Genomic DNA, 21,522 nt, shown 5'->3' with positions numbered 1-21,522 from the left:
TGTGAAAGGGTACTTATCGGAGCCGTCTGGAAGTAGCCAGGCGTCGGAACTACGACGGTTATCGATGCGTTACCTGCCGGTGGCACGGTTGTTGCCAAGGGCGGGCACCTCGACGGTCTCGTCCTCCGCGGCCGGCTTTCCGGCCGCCGCCGGCTTGCGCCTGCCCAGCTGCTTGAGGAAGCTCGGCGCCCACCAGTTCCAGCTGTCGAGCATCGTCATGAGCGCCGGCAGCAGCAGTCCCCGCACCACCGTGACGTCGATGACCACGGCGACCGTCATGCCGACACCGATCTCCTTCACCGCGACCAGCCCGCCGACCGCGAAGCCGAGGAACACGATGACGATGCAGATCGCGGCCGCCGTCACGACCGGGCCGGACTTCGTGATGCCGCGCAGGACCGCCCGGTTGGTGTCGGGGCGCCGGTCGTACTCCTCCTTGATCCGCGCCAGGAGGAAGACCTCGTAGTCCATCGACAGGCCGAAGATGAACACGAACAGCAGCACCGGCGTCGTCAGGTCGATGCCGCCCCAGGAGTCGAAGAAGAGCGGGATCTGCCCCCAGCCCCACTGGAACACCACGACCAGGACGCCGAGCGTGGCGATCAGGGTCAGCAGGTTCATCAGGACGGCCTTGAGCGGGATGACGACCGAGCCGGTGAGCATGAACAGCACCGCGACGGTCACGATCAGCACGATGAGCGCCGCGATCGGCAGCCGGCGCGCGAGGGAGTCCTGGTAGTCGACGACCTCGGCGCTCGGGCCGGTGACCCACTTCGGAAACGGCGTGGGCATGGCCCGCACCTTGCGCACCAGGTCGAGGCCCTCCTGCCCGCCGACCTCACCCTTCGGGGTCAGGTCGAGGACCGTCCAGCCCTTGGGCACGTCGGGGCGCACCTCCTGGCGGAACACCTGGCCGGAGAGGTCCTTGCTGACCTGGTTCATGAACATGCGGACGTCGGCGCGCTCGGGACCGGCCTCCAGCAGCACGACCACGTCTTCCGGGTGCTCGTCGTTGAACTTCTTCTGCAGCGCGTCGTACGCCTGCCGCGCCTCGTTGCTGTGCGGCAGTGCCCGCGCGTCGGAGTTGGCGAAGTTCGCCCCGAGCAGCGGCGCCGCCAGCACCAGCAGACCCACGGTCACGCCGAGCGCGACCGCCGACGGCGACTGCTGCGCCTTGGTGGCCAGCTTCGCGAGCAGGTCGGTCTTGAAGGTGAACCGGCCCTCGCCGGCCGCCGGGATCCTGTCCTTCGCGAGCGAGAGCAGCGCCGGCACCAGCGTCAGCGCCGCGACCGTCGCCAGCACGACGACGGCGGCCCCGCCGAGCGCGACCGCGGCGAGCAGCGGCTCGGCGAACACGGTCAGCCCCGCGAGGGTCGCCGCGACCGCGACGCCGGAGATCGCGACCGCCCGGCCGGACCGCGCGACCGCCTCGACGAGCGCCTCGGCCGGCTCGTGCGTGAGCCGCTCCTCCCGGAACCGGGCGACGATGAGCAGCGAGTAGTCGACGGCGAGCCCGATCCCGAGCAGCGTCACGACGTTCAGGGAGTATTCGCTCACCTTCGTCGCGAAGCTGAGCACCAACAGCAGCAGCAGCGATCCCGTGACCCCGACGACCGCGACCGCGAGCGGCAGCCCCGCGGCGACCACCCCGCCGAAGATCAGCACCAGCACGACGAGCAGCGCGACCAGCGCGATGCTCTCCCCGATCGCGAGGTCCCGCACCGACTGCTCGCCGAACGCCCGCTCCGCGATCTTCGTCCCGCCGACCGTCACCTTCGGCGCCTCGATCAGCTTCAGGCGCGCCTTGACCTTGTCCTCGAGCTTCTCGCGGGCGGCCTCACCGAGCTTCGGGTCGAGCTCGACCCGCACCGTCGAGCTCATGTTGTCGGCGCCGATCTGCCCGCCGGGGCCGTTGTAGAGGTCGTTGACCTCCTTCACCCCAGCCATCGCCTTGATCTCCTGGCTGGCCTTGGTGACGCTCGCGTTGAGCCCCGGGTCGTAGACGTCCTTGCCCTCGATGACGGCGATGACCATCGACCCTTCGGGCGCCAGCTCGTCGATGCGCTGCTGCGCGATCGCCGACTCGCTGTCGGCCCGGTTGGTGGTCGTGGTGGCGAGCCGGTCGAACAGCGCGCCACCGAAGACGGCACCGGCCACGGTCACTGCCAGCCACACCCCGATGACAGGCCACCGGTAGCGGTCCATGAGCGTGCCCAGTTTCGCGAACATCGCAGTATGCAAGCACGGCAGTGGAGCGCGGCGAAATCCTCCGTCTTGTTAGAGACCCAACGACCGCGAGATGATCATCCGCTGTACCTCCGACGTGCCCTCACCGATCTCCAGGATCTTCGCGTCGCGCCACATCCGGGCCACCGGCGTCTCGTTCATGAAGCCGTAGCCGCCGTGCACCTGGGTCGCCTCGCGGGCGTTGGTGACCGCGGCGTCGCTGGCCTGCAGCTTCGCGATGGCGGCCTGGCGCTTGAAGTCCCGGCCGTTCACCAGCCGGGACGCCGCGTCGTAGTAGGCCAGCCGGGCGGTGTGCGCGCGGGCCTCCATGTCGGCGAGCTTGAACTGGATCGCCTGGTACTCACCGATCGCCTTGCCGAACGCCCGGCGCTGCTTGGCGTAGGCCACCGACTCGTCGACGCAGCCCTGGGCGAGCCCGACGCCGAGCGCCGCGAACGCGACCCGCCCCTCGTCGAGGATCTGCAGGAACTGCGCATACCCGCGGCCACGCTGCCCGAGCAGGTTGGCGGCCGGCACCCGGCAGTCGGAGAAGCTCAGCTCGTGCGTGTCGGAGGCGCACCAGCCGACCTTGGAGTAGCCGGGCTGGACCGTGAAGCCAGGCGTGCCGCTCGGCACGATGATCGAGGAGAGCTCCTTGGAGCCGTCCGGGTTGACCCCGGTGACGGCCGTGACGGTGACCAGGGCGGTGATGTCGGTGCCGGAGTTGGTGATGAAGGCCTTGGAGCCGTTGATCACCCATTCGCCGGTGGCCTCGTCCAGCACCGCGCGGGTCTGGGTGCCGCCGGCGTCGGAGCCGGCGCCCGGCTCGGTGAGGCCGAAGGCGGCCAGCGCCTCGCCGGTGACGAGCCGCGGCAGCCACTGGGCCCGCTGCTCGTCGGTGCCGAAGCGGTAGATCGGCATGGCACCGAGGGAGATGCCGGCCTCCAGGGTGACCGCGACGGAGGAGTCGACGCGCGCCAGCTCCTCCAGGGCGACGCAGAGGGCGAAGTAGTCGCCGCCCATGCCGCCGTGCTGCTCCGGGAAGGGCAGGCCGAAGAGGCCCATCTTGCCCATCTGGCGCACGATGTCGTAGGGGAACGCGTGCCGCTCGTAGTAGTCGCCGATGACCGGTGCCACGACGTCGTTGGCGAACTCGCGAACGCTCTGACGGAGGGCCTCGAGCTCCTCGCCGAGGGTGAAGTCGACCATGACGGGTACCTCTCAGACGGGCGTGACGCCGTGACGGCGGCGCGAGAATTGACGGTCTTTCCCGGTGGCGGCGGCGAACCGGCGGGCCACCTCGCCGCGCAGCGCGCCCGGCTCGACGACCGCGTCGACGACCAGTTCGCTGGCCAGGCGCATGATGTCGATGTCGCGCTCATACTCGGCCCGGGCCGAGGCGACGAACGCGGCGCGCGCCTCGTCGTCGGGCAGCGCGGCGATCTTGTTGGCGTAGACCGCGTTGACGGCCGCCTCCGCCCCCATCACGGCGATCTTGGCGGTGGGCAGCGCGATGGTGGCGTCGGGCTCGAACCCCGGGCCGGCCATGGCGTAGAGGCCGGCGCCATACGCCTTGCGGACCACGACGCAGAGCTTGGGCACGGTCGCCTCGGAGATCGCGGTGATCATCTTGGCGCCGTGCCGGATGATGCCCTGCTTCTCCACGGCCGAGCCGACCATGAAGCCGGGCACGTCGGCGAGGAAGAGCAGCGGCACGTTGAACGCGTCGCAGAGCTGCACGAACCGGGTCGCCTTGTCGGCGGAGTCGACGAAGAGCACGCCGCCCTTGAACATCGAGTTGTTGGCGACGACGCCGACGGGCCGGCCGTCGATGCGGGCGAAGCCGACGGTGAGCTCCCGCGCCCACAGCGCTTGAATCTCGAAGAACGAGCCCTCGTCGACGAGACCGCGCACGAACTTGCGCATGTCGAAGGCCTGCCGCTCGCTGGCGGGGATCTCGGGCAGGCCGGTGGCGGCGGCCGCCGCGGCGACCGGCGCGGGTTGCGTCCAGTTGGACGGCAGGTAGGACAGGTAGCGCCGGACCGTCTCGATCGCCTCGGCCTCGGTCTTGCACAGGAAGTGCCCGACGCCGGACTCCGCGCAGTGCACCCGCGCGCCGCCCATCGCCTCGAGGGTGGTCTTCTCGCCGGTGACCATCTCGACCATCCGGTCGGATCCCAGGTACATCGACGCGTTGCCCTCGACCATCGCGACGACGTCGCAGAAGGCGGGGATGTAGGCGCCGCCGGCGGCCGACGGGCCGAACAGGGCGCAGGCCTGCGGGATGCTGCCGCTGGCGCGGACCTGCGTGTGGAAGATGCGCCCGGCGCCCCGCCGGCCGGGGAAGAGGTCGACCTGGTCGGTGATGCGGGCGCCGGCGGAGTCCACCAGGTACACCATGGGGACGCCGGTGTCGTAGGCCTTCTCGATGATCCGGATGATCTTCTCGACGGTGCGGGCGCCCCAGGAGCCGGCCTTGACCGTGGAGTCGTTGGCCATCAGGCAGACCGGGCGGCCGTCGACGGTCGCGGTGCCGGTGATGACGCCATCGGCCGGCAGGCCTTCGGCCAGCACGTTGGCGAACATCCCGTCCTCGACGAAGGTTCCTTCGTCGACGAGCAGGGCAATCCGCTCACGGGCGAAGAGCTTGCCCCGGGCAGCGTTGGCCGCGTGGTACTTCTCGGCACCGCCGGCCTCGACCCGCTTCCGAAGCTCCTCCAACATGGCGCGACCTCCGCGTCAGCAACCTGAACGATCGTTATGCCTAACGATCGTTCAGGTTAGCCGAAGCGGAGGTCAAGTACCAATGGCTCGTCGGGCACGGGTCGGTGTGCACCCGGCGGGGCCCCGGGTCCCCCTGCGGATCAGAGGGACCCCGGCACCGGTGTCAGCAGGAGTACGCGACCGCGCCGCCCTGGCTGGACGCCTGCGAGAAGCCGAACAGGCTGATCGCGTTGCCGCTGATGTTGACCGGCACCTGCAGCGTGGTGTCGAACTGGTTGCCGTTCAGCAGACCGGCGTTGTAGCCCGTGGTCCAGTCGCTGCACGAGTTCTTGACGGCGGTCGCGCCGCCGCCGTTGCTCCAGCCGCCGCCGTTGCCGTGCCCGTTGCCGTGCCCGTGGCCGTGGCCCCGGCCGTGGCCCCGGTCGTCGTCGCCGTTGCCGGCGCCGTTGCCGTAGCCACCGTTGTTGTTGCCGTTGCCGTTGCCGTAACCGCCGTTGTTCTGGCCGTTGCCGCCGCCGTTGCCGTAGCCGCCGTCGTTCGCGGTGCCGGTGCCGGCGCCGTTGCCACGGCTGTGCTCGCTGGTGACCTTCTTGGTCTTCGCCTTGCCGTGCGACGCGGAGGCGCCGTGCGAGCTCATGTTGCTGGCGTTACCCGCGGCGTTGCCGTACGCGCCGGGGTTGCCGTTGCTGCCACCGTTGCCGTAGCCACCGTTGTTGTCGGCGTCGTCGTCACCGTAGCCGCCGTTGCCGCCACCGTTGCCGTTGTCGTCCCAGTCGTCGTCCCAGTCGCCGTTGCCGCCGCCGTGACCGTGGCCGTGCCCGTGGCCGTTGCCACCGCCGTTGCCGCCGCCCCAGCCGTCGCCGTCGACAGCGACCGCGCCGCCGCCGCAGGAGGCGCTGGAGAAGCCGAGCACCGCGATCGCGTTGCCGCAGACGTTGATCGGCGCCTGGACCGTGGTGTCGAACTGGTTGCCGTTGAGCAGGCCCGCGTTGAAGCCGGTGGTCCAGTCCTCGGTGGTCGCGCTCTCGGTGGAGGCGCTCTCACCCTTGACCGCCCAGGCACCGCCGGCGCTCTGCGCGCTGGAGAAGCCGAACAGGCTGATCGCGTTGCCGCTCAGGTTGACCGGCAGCTGCAGCGTGGTGTCGAACTGGTTGCCGTTGAGCACGCCCGCGTTGTAGCCCGAGGTCCAGTCCTCGGTGCGGTTGCCGGTGCTCTCGGTGTAGTCGTCGGCGCCGGCGGCGTAGCCACCGTTGTTGTTCCCGGTGTAGCCACCGTTGTCGCCGCCGTTGCCGCCACCGTTGCCGCCGCCGTGCCCGTGGCCCCGGCCGTGACCGTGCCCGTGACCCCGGCCGTTGTCGGAGGCCATGCCGCCCTTGACGGCGTACGCGCCGCCCTGGCTGGACGCGCTCGAGAAGCCCAGGACGCTGACGGCGTTGCCGCTGACGTTGACCGGCACCTGGAGGGTGGTGTCGAGCTGGTTGCCGTTGGCGACGCCCGCGTTGTAGCCGGTCGTCCAGTCCTCGGTGGTGGCGCTCTCGGTGTCGACCGCCGCGGCGCCGCCACCGCAGGACGCGTCGGCGAAGCCGAGCACCGCGATCGAGTTGCCGCAGACGTTGACCGGCAGCTGGAGGGTGGTGTCGAACTGATTGCCGTTCAGCAGGCCGGCGTTGTAGCCAGTCGTCCAGTCGGCGTGCGCGGCCCCGCCCGAGATGAGCAGGAAGCCCGCGGAAAGCACGCCCACGTTGAGCGACTTACGAACCCACGTCTTCATGGTGAAAGTGAGACCCTTCGGTAGGTGTTTCTGTTCAGTGCTGCTTGCGTGGGCGCGGATCGGAGCCGCGAAACCTGCGTGCGGGCAGGCTCTGCCCGGCTCCGCCCTGTCGACGTGCGCCCGGATGGTGCGTGTTCGGTGTTGCGAGATGCCGCGATGTGGTCGATGCGGGTCGATGCTGGCCCAGGGGACCCTGGCTGGCTCCGGCTCGGCCCGCTTCGCTTCGCGTCGGCTGGCCGGCCGGCCTCAGTCGGGTGAGACTGTCGGCTCCTCGGCTGCGAGCAACCGCAGCTCGGCGTCTTCGACCGCATCCAGCCTGAAGGTGACCACCTTCGTGCCGGCCGGAGCGGCGGGCAGCGTGGCGGCGGCGCCACCGTCGTGGTTGAGGCCCGAGCCGGTGCCCGGAACTCCCGAGGTGATGCCGGCCGCCGGCGCCGGAACGGGCGCCGGGCGGGGCAGCAGCGGCACGTGGCGCGTACCCTGCGCTTCGGTCCGGTCCGCGACCGGCTTCTCGTGCGTGGCGTCGCCGGCGTCGAGCCGGTCGAGCTGACCCATGGCACGGGAGACGACGACGCGTGTCGAGTCGACGCCGGCACGGGAGGTGCCGGTCGCCGCGGCTACGACGTCGCCGGGTGACCCGACGCCGACCGGCTCGGCCTGGACGGCCGGCTCCTGCGTCTGCGTCTTGCGGGCGATCGTGATGCCGGCTTTTGCCGGCCTCTTGGTGCGTGAGTTCGTGGCGCTCGACGCGTTCACCGTCGTCAAGCGGGGCATCTTGGTGGACGCCGGAGTGGCGGCTTTGCCGGCCGCCTTGTCCGTGACCCCGTCGGTCGTGGCCAGGACCGTGCCCGTCACCGGTCGCAGGACGGTCAGCACCGTCCCGGTGATCAGGTCACCCCTCGACTCGCGCGGCGACACCCCGGAAGGCGCGCCGGAGGACACCCTGGAAGGCACACCGGTGGACCCGATGTGACCGAAGGTGCGGCCACTGGAAGAGGCGTGACCATCAGCGCCGTGACGGCTGCCGCCGGCGCCGAGGTCGAGCAGGTCGAGTCCCGTCCCGCCGCCCCCGGTGACCAGGTTGGTCACCGGCGCGATCAGGGAGGTCCCGGACGCGGAACCGTCCGAGCCCGACGACTCCGAGGCGTGCGCCGCCGACGCCGACAGCAGCCAGGCCACGCCGGCGAAACCGGCGACGACCAGACCCTTGACGGCGAAACGGGCAGCAGACCGGGCACAGGGGGCCGTGCGCGGGTTGCGCTCGCTCCTTGACCGGGCCATGGCTGCCTCTCAGTACGGGCTCGGTGCCGGGCGGGTCGCCCGACATCTGACTGTTTCCGTACTGAGCAACGAATCGCCCCGGCCGGGGACACGCCACTATCCCGGCGAATCGGGCACAAGTGGGACAGCGGGCGTCAGAAAGGGATTCGCGGACCGGCCTTGAGCACGCCCGATGGCAGCTCCCGCCCGACGATCTCCTGCGCCATCGCCGCCGCCTCGATCATCGCCTTGAGGTCGATGCCGGTGTCGTGGCCCATGTCGTGCAGCAGGTGCACGACCTCCTCGGTGGCGACGTTGCCGGTGGCTCCCGGCGCATACGGGCAGCCGCCGAGCCCGCCGACGCTCGCGTCGAACTCGGTGATGCCCAGCTGCATCGCGGTGAGGATGTTCGCGAGGGCGGCGCCGCGGGTGTTGTGGAAGTGCAGCAGCAGCGGCAGGTCGGGGTGGCGGTCGCGGACGAGGCCGACGACGTCCTGCACGCGGCGGGGGGTGGCCATGCCGGTCGTGTCGCCGAACGCGACACGGTCCGCGCCGTCGGCGACCACCCGGTCGACGATGCCGGCCACCCGCGCCGGGTCGATGTCGCCCTCGAACGGGCAGCCGAAGCTGGTGGAGATGATCACCTCGGCGGTGGCGCCGGCGCCGTGCAGCAGCGCGATCAGCGCGGCGATGTCGTCGAGCGACTCGCCCGTCGACCGGTTCACGTTGCGCTGGTTGTGCGTCTCGGACGCCGACACGACGACCTCGATCTCGCCGAAGCCGGCCTTGAGCGCCCGCTCGGCGCCCCGCGAGTTGGGCACCAGCGCCGAGTAGTGCACCGCGGGGTTCTTGACCGCGGCGGCCCACACCTCGTCGGCGTCGGCCATCTGCGGGATCGCCCTCGGGTGGACGAACGACACCGCCTCGATCCGCCCGACACCGGTCGCGGAGAGCGCGTCGAGGAGCCGTACCTTGGCGGCGGCGGGGACGGGGTCCTCGTTCTGCAGACCGTCGCGGGGCCCGACCTCACGGATGGAAATGAAGCTCATCGCGCACCTCCTGGGCGCATCCGGCTCACGATGCCGGTGTCGTAGTCGCCGGAGAGGAACTCGGCGTTGTCGAGCAGCTCGGCGAAGAACGGCAGGTTGACCTTCGGCCCCACGACCTCGAACCCGGCGACCGCGGCCCGCAGCTTCGCCAGCGCGTCGGCGCGGTCGGTGCCGTGCACGACGAGCTTCGCCATCAGCGAGTCGTAGTTGGGCGTGACGACGTTGCCCGGCCCGTACCCGGCGTCGACGCGCACCCCGTCGCCGGTCGGCTCGACCCAGGTCGTGATCGCGCCGGGGCCGGGCAGGAAGCGCTTCGGGTCCTCGGCGTTGACCCGGACCTCGACGGCGTGGCCGGTGACGCGCAGCGCCGCGGGGTCGAAGGTCGGCGCGAGGCCGGACGCGACCCGCAGCTGCTCCTCGACCAGGTCGATGCCGAACACGGCCTCGGTGACCGGGTGCTCGACCTGCAGGCGCGTGTTCATCTCCAGGAAGAAGAACTGCCCGGAGGTCGGGTCGAACAGGCACTCGACGGTGCCGGCGTTGCGGTAGCCGACCGCCTCGCCCGCCCGGACGGCGGCGGCGAGCAGGTCGGCGCGCTGCCGCGGGTCGAGGGCCGGCGACGGGGTCTCCTCGACGAGCTTCTGGTTGCGCCGCTGCACCGAGCACTCGCGCTCGCCGAGGGCGACGACCCGGCCGTCGGCGAGGCCGAGGATCTGCACCTCGACGTGGCGGACGCGGGGGAAGTAGCGCTCGATGAGCACCGAGCCGTCGCCGAACATCCGCTCGGCGAAGCCGCGGACCTTCTCGTACTCCACGACCAGGGCGGCCTCGTCGGCGGCGACCGCCATGCCCATGCCACCGCCACCCGCGGCGGCCTTCACCATCACGGGGAAGCCGATCGAGGCCGCGGCGGAGACGGCGTCCTCGACGGTGGTGGCGGGGTCGGTGCTGCCCGGCGCGACCGGCACGCCGGCGGCGGCCATGAGGTTCCTGGCGTTGATCTTGTCGCCCATCGCGGCGATCGCCGCCGGCCCGGGACCGACCCAGATCAGGCCGTGCTCGGTGACGGTGGCGGCGAACGCCGCGTTCTCCGACAGGAAGCCGTAGCCGGGGTGGATCGCCTCCACGCCGGTCGACTTCGCCGCGGCCAGGATCGCTTCGGTGTTGCGGTACGACTGGGCCGGGTTCGCCGGGCCGATCAGCACCGCCTCGTCGGCCTCATTGACGAAGGGCAGCCCCGCGTCGGCCTCGGAGTGCACGGCGACGGTGTGGATCCGCAGCCTGCGCGCGGTCCGGATGATCCGGCGAGCGATCTCTCCGCGGTTGGCGACGAGCAGCGAACTCAGCATGCGGACCGCTCCTGTGGATAACTCTGTGGGTTAACACGTGAATGGCCTGTGGATAACCCTCGGAGGGTCACCCTTGCAGCGCGGAGAGTGTCGCGGCGCGCAACAGCTCGGCGCGGCGGGTCCGGTCGACCTCTCCGCCGAGGAACGGCGTGGAGTTCATCAGACCGAAGGCGGCGTGGGCGAGGACTCGGGCCTCCCCGGCGTTGAGCTCGCCGCGCAGCGCAGTGAGCGTGCTGACCCACTCCTCGACATAGAGCCGCTGCAGGCGCCGGATCTGCCGGCGGGGCTCCTCGGGCAGCCGGTCGAGCTCGTGCAGGTGCAGCGCGATGACCGCCGGGTTGGCGAGGGCGAACTCGACGTGGAAGTCGACCAGCGCGGCGAGCGCGGCGGCCGGGTCGTCGGACGAGTCGGCGATGCGCTTCTGCCCGCCGTCGAGCAGCTGCTCGCTGACCGGGATGAGCGCGGCCGCCAGCATCGCCTCCTTGCCGGCGAAGTGGTGGTAGAGGGCCGGGCCGGTCACGCCGGCCGCCGCGCCGATGTCGTCCATCGACACGCCGTGATAGCCGCGGGTCGCGAAGAGCCCGACGGCGATCTCGAGGATCTCCTCCCGCCGTGAGCGGCGGCGTTGTCCGGCAGGCCCGGCACCGCGGGTCTGTGCAGGTGGGCGCACGGACGATTGCTCCAGCGTCATGGGGAAAGCCTAACCTTGTGTCAAGACAACTGCTGAACGGTCGTTAAGTTTGTCACTGCCCGAGGTGGAGCTGACGGATCTCGGCGGCCTCCTCCGAGCGATCCATCGCCTCGAGCGCCTCGGCCAGCATCCAGGCCGCGTTCTGCCCCGCCTGCGAGCCCGCGGGCGCGGCACCGAGCACCGAGCGCAGCAGCGGCTCGGCCGGTGCCGGATCGCCGGAGCGCAGCAGCAGCTCGGCGTGCAGCAGGTCGGCCTCGAGGGCCTCGCCGAGCGCGCCGATGCCGCGCAGCACGTCCGCGGCGCCGCGGACCCGGGCCAGGGCCTCGTCGCCCTGGCCGGCGCCGAGCAGCACCCGCGCCGCGTCGCAGTCGAGCATCGCCCGCTGCCAGACCAGCCACGGCTCGGACGGCCCGACCGTCTGGCTCAACGACGCGGCCAGCGCGTCGGCCTCGGCGAGCGCGGCGAGCGACTCCTCGACGCTACCGGCCCAGCGCAGCGCGAGGGCCCGCATCCGGCGGTTGTACAGCTCGGCCTGGACCACCCCGGCGGCCCCGAACGCGGCCGCGGCCGCGCCGAACCGCTCGGCGGCCTGCGCGTCGCGGTCGGCCCGGTAGAGCAGCTGGGCCGCCTCCTGCAGCATCCGGCCGCGGGACTGCAGGTTGTCGAACCCGTCGAGGTTGCCGGCGAGCGTCTCCAGCAGCGCGAGCGCCTGGTCGGGCTCGTCGAGCTCCCGGTAGATCCGCGACAGCAGGTAGCGGGTGCGGTCCGCATACTCCTGGGCGCCGATCCGGTCGAGCACGTCGATCGAGCTCTCCGCCGCCTCGGCCGCGTCGAGCGGCTGCCCGGCCTGGTCATAGGCGTTGGCCAGGTCGAAGCGCAGGATCGCGGCGGGCCCGTCCTCGCCGTGCGCGACGTGGTCGGCGATCGCCTCGACGAGGTCGTCGACGGCCTCGGCCGGGTGGCCGCCGGCGAGCCTGGCCCGCCCCCGGCCGACCAGCGCCGACAGCCGCGGGTCGCGCTCGACCGCGGCGGCGAGCGCGGCGTCGAACGCCTCCACCGCGGCGTCGAACCGCTCGAGGTTGGCCAGCGCGTGCCCCTGGATCAGCGACGCGAGCGCCACCGGCGGCGGGTCGCCGAGCCGGCCATACTGCTCGCGGCAGTCGGCGGCGGCCGCCACCGCCTCCTCGAAGCGCTCCAGCACCAGCAGGCACCGGGCCCGCCGCCCGGCCAGCTCGGCCCGCAACGCCGGGCGGGCCGGCTCCTCGGCGACCGCGGCCTCGACCGCGGCGAGGGCGTCGTCGAGCCGGTCGAGCGCCAGCAGCGGATACTCGAGCCGCAGCCGCGCCTCGGCCCGGGTGTCGGCGTCGCCGATCGCGACGATCCGCTCGGTGACCTCGGTCAGCCGGGCCAGGACCTCCTCCTGCCGGTCCTCGGCGTCGGGGGCGAGCAGCGCGCGGGCCTCGGCGATCAGCGCGGACCGCTCGTCACCGAGCCGCCGGTGACCGGCGGCGGCCTCCAGGAACGCGGCCTCGGCCACCTCCGGCTCCTCGTCGACGCTCGCGATCCGGCCGCGGCCCTCCACCCGCCGGACCGCCAGCGCGGGCGCCGGGTCGTCGACGAGCTCGTCGAAGCGCTGCCACGCGGCCCGTGCCTCGGTGAAGCGGTACTCCTCGAACAGCTCCTCCGCCCGGTCGAGCAGCTCCGCCGGGTCGGTCGGCAGCGGGCGCGGCGCGCTGGTCGCGGCGGGCACGGCGGCGGTCCGCAGCGTGCGGGCCACGGCGCTGAGCGGCAGGTGGTCCACGAGCGGCTCGGCGTGCAGCCGGGCCTCGATGAGCCGGCCGATGTTGGCCGTGCCGTTGCGGGCGTCGAAGCGCGCCGCCAGGGCCCGCGCCCGCGCCGCGAGCCGCTCGGCGAGCACCGGCGCCGGCAGCCCCTCGGCACCCCCCGGCGCCGCCCGCTCCGCCGCCGGCACACCGGTGATCACGACCGTGGCGTCGAGGCGGCTGAGCAGCAGCGCCGCCGCGGCGGAGAACCACATGTCGGCCTGCGGGTGCGGGGCCTTGTCGAGCCAGGTCAGGTGCCGCTCGACGATCTCCAGGCCGCGGGTCTCGTTGCCGGTCCGCGCGCAGAACACCACGTGCTCGCCGATGCGCTGCAGGTCGGCGAGGTTGCCCCGCAGGCTGCGGTAGGCGCGGCGGTGCGCGTCGGCGGCCTCCGTGAGCCGGCCGGTGCGCAGATACGGCACCAGCAGCGACGTCAGGATCGACTGGGGCTGCTCGGCGCAGGTGAGGTGGCCGGCGAGCACCGGCTGGGCGAGCGCGACCGCCGCCTCGTCGTCGCCGGCCGACACCAGGTGATACACCTTCGACGTCGGGTCGCAGCCGACGCAGTCGGAGTTGTCGTCGCGGGGCGTCGCGCACCACTGCTCATACCACTCGTCGGCGGCCGGGTCGCCGATGTGCGCGGCCACGGCGTGCCGGTAGGAGTAGACGGCCTGCAGGCTGTGCCCGCCGGCGCGGAAGCGGCGCTCCATGTCGTCGAGCACGTCGTGCGTGCGGCCGAGCGGCACCTCGGGAAACTTCAGCAGGCCCGACACCATGTACTTGAACTGCCACAGCAGCAGGCTCTCGGCGTGCCGGTCGAAGCGATCCGGGTGCGCGTCATACTCCGCGCGGCACCACGAGAACGTCACGAACGACTTCGCGGTCTCCCCGCCGTGCACATACGCCGTCGTGGCCTGCATCCGCGCCGCGAAGCGCAGCTCGTCGAAGCCGCCGGCGTCGGCGTGCTGCACGATCTGCTCGACCAGCGCGATCTGGCCACTGCCATACGGCATGTGGTCGGCCTCGCGCAGCAGGGTCCAGAGCTCGTCTTCAGTCTTCATGCGCGACCGCCTTGTTGAGCAGGCCCAGGAATGAGCTGTTGAGCAGCGCGGCGTCCGCCGGCCGCAGCGGATGGTGTCCGAGCAGCAGCGCCTGACCGTACAGGCCCTCGACGGCGAGGCGCACCAGGTCCTCGTCGGCGAGCTCGCTGACCCGCCGGACCAGCGGGTTTCGATGGTTGAGCACCAGCTGGGGCCGGTCCTCGTCGTCGGTGCGGGCGAGGGCGTCCAGCACGTCGGCCCACACCTCGTCGACCCGCTCCCGGGTGGCCCGCAGCTCGGCGGCGAACGCGGCCGACCGGTTCACCAGATACATGGCCGGCATGCCCGCCGGGTCGAACGCGCGCAGGACCACCTCGCAGCCGAGCCGGTCCATGGCGCGCTGCGCGCGGGCCACGAACGGCCGCCGGGCCAGCTCCAGCCCCGGCTCCAGCGCGTCGAAGTGCGTGGTCAGGTCGCTGGGCTCGACCCGCTCGATCAGCGCGCCCGGCTCGATCAGCGGCAGCCGCTCGATGAGCTGCGCGTCATACACGTAGCCGGCGTTGACCACCGGCATGCCCTGCGCCGCCGCGACCGCGCCGATCTGGCGGAACTCGTCGACCTGCACCGTGTATCGCACGAGGCCGTGCTGGGCGCGGAAGTCGGCGAGCGTCATCCGGCCCGTGTTGGTCTCCATCGGCCACCAGCGCTCGACCAGGCGCAGCATCTCGTCGTCGTGCACGGCGAGCGCCTTGACGCCGAGGTGGTGGATCTCCAGGAACTCCGCCAGCCGCCGCGGGTCGCGGGTGGCGAGCCGGACCAGCCAGCCGCGCAGCTGGTCGCCGAGCGCCTCGCGGGTCGACTCGAGCAGCTGGTCCTCATACAGCGCCTCGCGGCTCGCGGTCGGGCGCAGCTCGCCGGCGTCGAAGACGCACCGCGCGAAGAACGCCCACTCGGGCAGGACGCCCTCGGCGCCCTCGGCGAGCAGCATCCGCTTGAGGTAGACGCGGTGGCCGGCGCGGGCCGCCGGGTTGGCCGGGGTGGGCAGCACGAACGCGACCCCGGTCAGCCCCGCCTCGGCCACGGACAGGTCCACCACGTCGAACGGGGTGAACCCGAAGACCTCCCGGCAGTGCGCGACGAGCCGCTCCCGCCGGTTGTCGTCGCCCGCCCGCCACGGCAGGCCGTCGCCGGTGACCTGGACGTCGCCGACCTCGACGGTCACCGGCAGCAGCGAGCCATAGAGGGTGGCGAGCTCGATCACGGTCCGCCGCAGCAGCCACTGGTCGGCGTCGCGCCGGGGCACCAGCGTCACGGTCGTGCCGACGTGCAGCCGGTCCTCGCCGGCGGGCGCGACGCTGTAGCGGCCGTCGGCGAAGCCGCGCCACAGCACCGTCGGGCTGCCTTCCGCCCTGGTCAGGACGCGGATCTCGTCGGCGACGAGGAAGCAGGAGAGCAGGCCGATGCCGAACTGGCCGAGGAAGTCGTGCCGGGCGAAGCCGAAGTCGTCGCGCTTGGAGCTGCGCCCGATCGTGGCCAGGAACTGGTGGACCTGCTCCTCGGTCAGACCGATCCCCGTGTCGGACACGCGCAGGGTGCCGTCGCCGGTGACGTCGGGCGGGTCGATGCGCACCCGTGCCGGCGCCGCCGGGTCGAGCGCGCGCCGCGCGGTGATCGCGTCGACGGCATTCTGGAGCAGCTCGCGCACGTAAACCCGCGGGCTCGCATAGAGATGGTGGCTGAGCAGGTCCACGACCCCGCGCAGGTCCACCTGGAACGTCCGATCCACGCGCGCACGCTACCGCGACCCACCGACATTCTCCGCCCCGTTCTCACCCCAGGACGTGCTCCACGGCGGTGAGCCCCGGCACGGCGACGGTCGCCACCGGTGCTCCGGTTTCCGGATGCAGCCGGTGTACGGCCTCCGCCTGCCCCACGTACAGCCCCGTGTCCGACACCGCGACGCCCCGCGCGTCGCCCGGCAGGGCCCAGGTCGCCCGCGGCGACTTCGAACCGGTGTCGAACACCTGCACCTGCCGCCCGGCCGCGAGGTACGCCGCCGAGCTGGACACCGCCAACCGGGCCCGGCCCGCCACCGGCGTGAACCGAATCTCCTGCGTGACGGCCAGTACATCGGCGGAAATGACCGCAAGAACGCCCTTGCCCGCGTCGGCGACCCACACCTCCTCGCCGCGCTGAGCGATCGTCAGCCCCTCGACCGGCCCCGTGCCGAACGACGACGGCAGGTCGACGCAGACCGCCCACCCGTCGGCGACGCTGAGCGTGTGCACGAACGCGTGCACGTCCGGCCTGCCGTCCCGCGCCCCCGTCTCCGGGTGCAGCAGGTCGCGGACGTGCACGTGGTCCGGCTGGTGGCTGTACAGCGTGAAGAGCCGCTGCCGCCGGGCGTCGAAGACCGCCTGCCGCCCTTCGCCGCGCATCTGCTCCTCCGCGCCCTCCGGCACGAGGACCTTCACGCCCGCCTCCGCGTTCGGCAGGTTCAGCGCGGTGAGCTGCCCCGCCGCGAGGTCGAGGACCCGCACCCGGTAGCTGTCCGGATGCTCCGGGGGCAGCATGTCCAGCACGAAGAGGCTCGTGCCGGTGGACGAGAACGCCTCGGGCTGCACGAACCCCGGCAGCTTCAGCCGGTGCCGCTCGCCCGCCGGCCCGGCAACCACGATCGTCGTCTCCAGCCGGCCCGCGGGATCGCCGTCGACGAGCGCGACCAGCCCGGCGTCGGGCGCGACCGCGGCCAGCCGTCCGGCGCCCCGCACCGTCGTCTGCGCGACGACGTCGCCGGTGCGCGCGTCGCGGGTGACGACGCGCGACGCGCCCGGCTCGGCGACGGCGCTGACGAGCCGCCTGCCGTCGGCGGTCGCGAGGGTCGCCGCGGGTGTCACCACCCGGCGGCCGGTGCCGGACTCCACGACGGTCATCCCGTCCCCCACGGAGACGGCGAGCAGCTCCCCCGGCTCCATGTTCTTCGGCTTCGAGCCGGATCCGCAGGACGCCATCAGGACGGCCCCGCCCAGGCCGAGCAGTTCACGACGCTTCATGCCCACCACGAGCCGCGATCCGCCGGCGCCGTTCCCGGCCCGCATCGACTATTTTCGGCGGGTGGATCTCCGCGCCGCGCTCGACAGCCTGACCGGTCTCTCCGTCGGTGACGCGCTCGCCGCGCCGTTCGAGATGCACCCGCCGCTGCCCGCCGGTGCCGGATTCGCCCCGCCGCCGGCACCGTGGCGCTGGACCGACGACACCGAGATGGCCTGCACGCTGCTGGAAGGACTCCGCCGGGACGGCCGGGTCGACCAGGACTGGTTGGCGGGCGCGTTCGCGCAGCGCTGGAGCCGCGACCGGGGCTACGGCCGCGGCGCGCGGTCGCTGCTGACCAGCATCGACGAGGGTGTCCCGTGGCGGGTCGCCGCCGGCGCCCTGTTCGCCGGCCGCGGCTCCGCGGGCAACGGGGCGGCGATGCGGGTCGCGCCGCTGGGCGCGTTCTTCTCCGGCGACCCCGACGTCGCGGCGCGGCAGGCGGCGCTGTCGGCGGAGGTCACCCACCGGCATCCGGAAGGCGTGTCGGGTGCCGTCGCGGTCGCCCTCGCGGCGGCGCTCGCGGCCCGGCACACGCCGCGCGAGTCGCTGCTGCGCATGGTGCTCAACGCATTGCCGCCGTCCGACGTCCGGGACGGCATCGGCCGCGCCGCCCGCATGGCGGAGGCGTCCGATCCCGGGGAGGTCGCCGCGGAGGTCGGTAACGGCGCACACGCATTGGCGCAGGACACCGTGCCGTTCGCGCTGTGGGTGGCCGCGCGGTATCTCGACGACTATCCGGAGGCATTGGCGGCGTGTGTACGGGTGGGCGGCGACACCGATTCGATGTGCGCGATCGCCGGCGGCGTCATCGCGGCGCACACGGGCGTCGGCGCCCGCGGTGACACGGTCGGCGTGCCGCCGGAATGGATCGAGTCACGTGAACCGCTACCCATGTGGGCCTGAATACTCTACGTGATAATTGAACGGTAATTCACCCGAACGATCACGCCGGACCAGGTTTCCACGAAGATGTACTGAGCAGCACATTCACCCCAGAGTCCCATCCGGGCGTATCAAGGTTTTTTGGCAGGCCCGGGGGTAACAATGTGCTCATGTCACACCCTGCCGCGACCTATCGCCTCGGTATCGTGTCGACCTATCTGCCTCGCCGTTGCGGGCTCGCGACGTACACCGCGGACCTGCGGGAGGCACTTGGTGTCGCCAGCGACGATCTGGAAACAGTCGTCGTGGCCATCGACCGTGACGGGCACAGCTACGGTGACGAGGTCGTCGTCACCATCAATCAGGACCGCATCGAGGACTACTCCGCCGCCGCCCGCGCCATGCGGGAGGCCGGCGTCCAGGTCGTGCTGATCCAGCACGAGTACGGGATCTTCGGCGGCACCGACGGCTCTCACCTGCTCGAACTGACCCGCGCGCTCAACGCGTGCGGCATTCCTTACCTGCTGACACTGCACACGGTGCTGTCGCGCCCCTCGTCCGGGCAGGCGGCGACGCTGCGCGCGCTCTGCGCCCGGGCGGCGAGGGTCACGGTCTTCACCGAGACCGCCCGCCGGGTCGCGATCCGCACCGGCGTGGCCGCCGGCCACCAGCTGGTCGTGGTCCCGCACGGCGCGCCCGAGGCGATGCGCCAGCCACCGGACCCCGCGACGCTGCGGCCGGAGCTGCGCGACCTGCTGGACACGGTCGCCGGGAAGCCGACCCTCACCACGTTCGGCCTGCTCAGTGAGGGCAAGGGCATCGACATCGCGATCGACGCGCTGGCCGCGGTGGTCAAGGAGCACCCGGACACGCAGTACATCGTGGCGGGCGCGACGCATCCGGAGATCAAGCGGCGCGACGGCGAGGCCTACCGCGACAGCCTGCGGTCCCGCGTGGAGCTGCTGGGCCTGGCCGGCCACGTGCACTTCGTCGACGCCTTCCTGGGCCTGGACGAGCTGTCGGCGATCCTGCACGCGAGCACGCTGTTCGTGACGCCGTACCGGTCGCCGGAGCAGATCTGCTCGGGTGCGCTCACGTTCGCGCTGGGCGCGGGCCTGCCCGCGGTGTCGTCGTCGTACAGCTACGCGGAGGACATGCTCGCCGGCGGCGCCGGACGGGTGGTGCCGTGCGGCGACGACGCGGCGCTCGCGGCGGAGATCATCGACCTGCTCACCGACGGCCGCGCGCTCGCCGCCGCGAAGTCGGTGGCCGAGGCGTGCGCCGTGTGGCTGCCCTGGCCGGCGGTCGCCGCGCGGGAGGCGGAGCTGGTCGCCGACGTGCTGCGCCAGACGCAGGCCGCGACGGCCCGCCCCGGTCACTCGACCGCGGCCGCCCCGCTGCTCAACCTCGCGCACCTGGACCGGCTCACCGACGAGATCGGCATCATCCAGTTCTCGCACGGCGCCAACCCTTCGCTGGAGTCCGGCTACTGCGTCGACGACGTGGCCCGGCTCGCGATCGTCGCGGCGGACCTGCTCGCGATCGGCATCGACACGAAGCAGACGGCCCAGGCGACGCGCTGGTTGCGTCAGTCGATCCGCTTCCTGACCGCCGCCTACGACCCGTCGGGCGCGATGCACAACATGCTGAGCTACCACGGCACATGGCAGGACTGGCCGCACCAGGGCGACCACGTCGGCCGGGCCGTCTGGGCGCTCGGTGTCCTGGTCGGCACGCCGGCCGTCCCCGACGACATCCGGCGGCCGGCGGCGGCGCTGCTCGACGAGCTGGGCGCGCGCACCCACCAGCTGCCGGACATCGGGCTGCGGACCGCCGCGTACGCGCTGATCGGCCTGGCCCGGGCGGGCCGCACCGACCAGGCGGCGCCGCTGCTGCGCCGGCTCGACGAGGCGCTGGTCGCGACGTCGGCGGTGGACCCGTCGTGGCGCTGGTTCGAGCCGGAGCTGACCTACGACAACGCCCGGCTGCCGCAGGCGATGCTGCTCGGCGCGGCGCTGCTGGAGGACGACGCGATCGCGGCGCGGGCGATGGCGGCGCTGGACTGGTACGCCCAGCACGTCGGGCTCGCCGACGGCACCCTGCGCTGCGTCGGCAACCGGTGGCACCGGCGGGGAGAGTCGCCGTCGGTCTGGCTGGCCGACGACGGCGACGAGCAGCCGCTGGACGCGGCCGCGATCACCGAGGCGATGGTCGACGCCTGGCAGTACACCGCGGACCCGGCGCTGGCGCGGCTGGCGGGCTGGGGCTACTCCTGGTTCCTCGGCAGGAACCGGGCCGGCGCGCGGCTCTACATCGACGCGACGGGCGCCTGCCACGATGGTTTGTCTGCTACTGAGCCAAATGGGAACCAGGGTGCCGAGTCCACGCTAGCCTATTACCAAGCGCTACTCAGCCTGCTCAAGGCCGGTTTGGCCGCTCTGCCCCACCCTGTCGTCGCCACGACGCCGGTCCCGACGTCATTGCCGGTCACCGGCCCGTCACGGCCGACTCCGAACAAGGCGCCGACGGGCACCCGGGCCGTCGGACGGGCCTCGGCCGGCTTCAGCGCGACCGCCCAGCCGCCCCGCCTGCGCACCACGGAGGGCCAACCTGATGCACTTTGACGCGGAGCTGTTCCACCGGGAACCCACCAATCCCCTGCTCACGGCCGGGGATTGGCCCTATCCGATCAACAGCGTGTTCAACCCGGGCGCCTGCCTGCACAACGGGGACACGGTCCTGCTGTGCAGGATCGAGGACCGGCGAGGCATCTCGCACCTGACCGTCGCCCGCAGCAAGGACGGCCGCACCGACTGGGTCGTGGACGCCAAGCCGCTGATCGCCGACGACCCGACCGACCAGCACAGCTGCTGGGGCGTCGAGGATCCCCGGGTCACGTACGTCGACGGGCTCGGCGGCTACGTGATCGCCTACACCGCGTACGGACCCAGCGGCCCCTGCGTCGCGCTCGCCCGCACCGAGGACTTCGAGTCGGTCGAGCCGCTCGGTATCGTCATGCCGCCCGAGGACAAGAACGCCTCGCTGCTGCCCCGCAAGATCGACGGCCAGTACGTGCTGTTCCACCGGCCCGTGTCCGTGCTGTCCGCGCGGGCCGACGTCTGGTTGTCGAAGTCCTCTGACCTGCAGGCGTGGACGACCCCCGAGCCGGTCATGCAGTCCCGCTCCGGTCCCTGGTGGGACGCCACCCGGATCGGCATGGGCCCGCCGCCGGTCGAGACCCCGCACGGCTGGCTCTGCGTCTACCACGGCGTCAAGCAGATGGTCGCGACGTCGCTGTACCGCGTGGGCCTGGTCATGCTCGACCTGGATGACCCCACGAAAATCATCCGGCGGACTCCGAGCTGGGTCCTGGGCCCCGAGGCCGAGTACGAGCGGGTCGGCGACGTGCCCAACGTCGTCTTCCCCACCGGCCTCGTCCACGACGAGGCCCGCGACGAGCTCCGCCTGTACTACGGCGCCGCCGACCTGTGCGTCGCCATGGCCAGCGCCCGCTTCTCCGAGGTGGTCGACTACCTGGTCAGCCTACCCGCCGAGAACGAATAGCTCTGCCAACCGAACGGCGGCCCCACACCGGGCCGCCGTTCGGCTGCCTA

At 72.3% G+C, this 21,522-nt stretch carries 14 protein-coding genes; 3 read left to right on the top strand and 11 right to left on the bottom strand.

Annotated features, from left to right (window positions below; translation table 11 throughout):
* Positions 1-69 precede the first annotated feature (69 nt).
* The 11 genes from AB0I21_RS39045 to AB0I21_RS38995 form a co-directional block, all read right to left on the bottom strand.
* Positions 70-2,229, bottom strand: a complete 2,160-nt coding sequence (locus AB0I21_RS39045; protein WP_360568727.1) for an MMPL family transporter — start codon at positions 2,227-2,229, stop codon at positions 70-72.
* A 48-nt stretch (positions 2,230-2,277) separates the two neighbouring features.
* Positions 2,278-3,435 carry an acyl-CoA dehydrogenase family protein gene (locus tag AB0I21_RS39040; RefSeq protein WP_360568726.1) on the bottom strand — a complete coding sequence of 386 codons (1,158 nt, stop codon included), beginning with the start codon at positions 3,433-3,435 and terminating at the stop codon, positions 2,278-2,280.
* A gap of 12 nt (positions 3,436-3,447) precedes the next feature.
* The gene (locus tag AB0I21_RS39035) at positions 3,448-4,950 is read right to left on the bottom strand and encodes an acyl-CoA carboxylase subunit beta (protein ID WP_360568725.1); all 1,503 of its coding nucleotides are present in this window, start codon (positions 4,948-4,950) and stop codon (positions 3,448-3,450) included.
* Positions 4,951-5,113: 163 nt separating this feature from the next.
* Positions 5,114-6,721: a chaplin family protein gene (locus AB0I21_RS39030; RefSeq protein ID WP_360568724.1), complete on the bottom strand. Its 1,608-nt coding sequence runs from the start codon at positions 6,719-6,721 to the stop codon at positions 5,114-5,116.
* 246 nt (positions 6,722-6,967) lie between these two features.
* Positions 6,968-8,002 (bottom strand): hypothetical protein, encoded by a 1,035-nt coding sequence (locus AB0I21_RS39025; protein ID WP_360568723.1) that lies wholly within the window; start codon positions 8,000-8,002, stop codon positions 6,968-6,970.
* Positions 8,003-8,136: 134 nt separating this feature from the next.
* A complete protein-coding gene (locus tag AB0I21_RS39020; RefSeq protein WP_344508440.1) occupies positions 8,137-9,030 on the bottom strand; it encodes a hydroxymethylglutaryl-CoA lyase in 894 nt (297 codons plus the stop codon).
* Positions 9,027-10,379 (bottom strand): biotin carboxylase N-terminal domain-containing protein, encoded by a 1,353-nt coding sequence (locus AB0I21_RS39015; protein WP_360568722.1) that lies wholly within the window; start codon positions 10,377-10,379, stop codon positions 9,027-9,029. The genes AB0I21_RS39020 and AB0I21_RS39015 overlap by 4 nt, the downstream gene beginning before the upstream one ends.
* Positions 10,380-10,446: 67 nt before the next feature.
* A complete protein-coding gene (locus tag AB0I21_RS39010) occupies positions 10,447-11,070 on the bottom strand; it encodes a TetR/AcrR family transcriptional regulator (protein ID WP_360568721.1) in 624 nt (207 codons plus the stop codon).
* Between the two features lie 52 nt (positions 11,071-11,122).
* The gene (locus AB0I21_RS39005) at positions 11,123-13,954 is read right to left on the bottom strand and encodes a tetratricopeptide repeat protein (protein WP_360568720.1); all 2,832 of its coding nucleotides are present in this window, start codon (positions 13,952-13,954) and stop codon (positions 11,123-11,125) included.
* Positions 13,944-15,719, bottom strand: a complete 1,776-nt coding sequence (locus AB0I21_RS39000; protein WP_360568719.1) for an HSP90 family protein — start codon at positions 15,717-15,719, stop codon at positions 13,944-13,946. Before AB0I21_RS39000 ends, AB0I21_RS39005 begins: the two co-directional genes overlap by 11 nt.
* Before the next feature lie 43 nt (positions 15,720-15,762).
* Positions 15,763-16,986: a hypothetical protein gene (locus AB0I21_RS38995; RefSeq protein WP_360568718.1), complete on the bottom strand. Its 1,224-nt coding sequence runs from the start codon at positions 16,984-16,986 to the stop codon at positions 15,763-15,765.
* On the opposite strand from AB0I21_RS38995, the gene AB0I21_RS38990 reads away from it, so the two are divergent.
* The 3 genes from AB0I21_RS38990 to AB0I21_RS38980 all read left to right on the top strand — a co-directional run bounded on the left by AB0I21_RS38990 (position 16,985) and on the right by AB0I21_RS38980 (position 21,472).
* Positions 16,985-17,929: an ADP-ribosylglycohydrolase family protein gene (locus tag AB0I21_RS38990; protein WP_360568717.1), complete on the top strand. Its 945-nt coding sequence runs from the start codon at positions 16,985-16,987 to the stop codon at positions 17,927-17,929. The two genes, AB0I21_RS38995 and AB0I21_RS38990, sit on opposite strands and share 2 nt — an antisense overlap.
* Before the next feature lie 149 nt (positions 17,930-18,078).
* Entirely contained in the window at positions 18,079-20,532 is a 2,454-nt protein-coding gene (locus AB0I21_RS38985; protein ID WP_360568716.1) for a glycosyltransferase, read from the top strand.
* The gene (locus AB0I21_RS38980) at positions 20,522-21,472 is read left to right on the top strand and encodes a hypothetical protein (RefSeq protein ID WP_360568715.1); all 951 of its coding nucleotides are present in this window, start codon (positions 20,522-20,524) and stop codon (positions 21,470-21,472) included. The genes AB0I21_RS38985 and AB0I21_RS38980 overlap by 11 nt, the downstream gene beginning before the upstream one ends.
* Positions 21,473-21,522 lie beyond the last annotated feature (50 nt).

Source organism: Dactylosporangium sp. NPDC050588, assembly GCF_040654975.1.
GTDB classification, from domain to species: Bacteria; Actinomycetota; Actinomycetes; order Mycobacteriales; family Micromonosporaceae; genus Dactylosporangium; species Dactylosporangium maewongense.
This window is presented reverse-complemented; position numbering and strand designations above follow the sequence as displayed.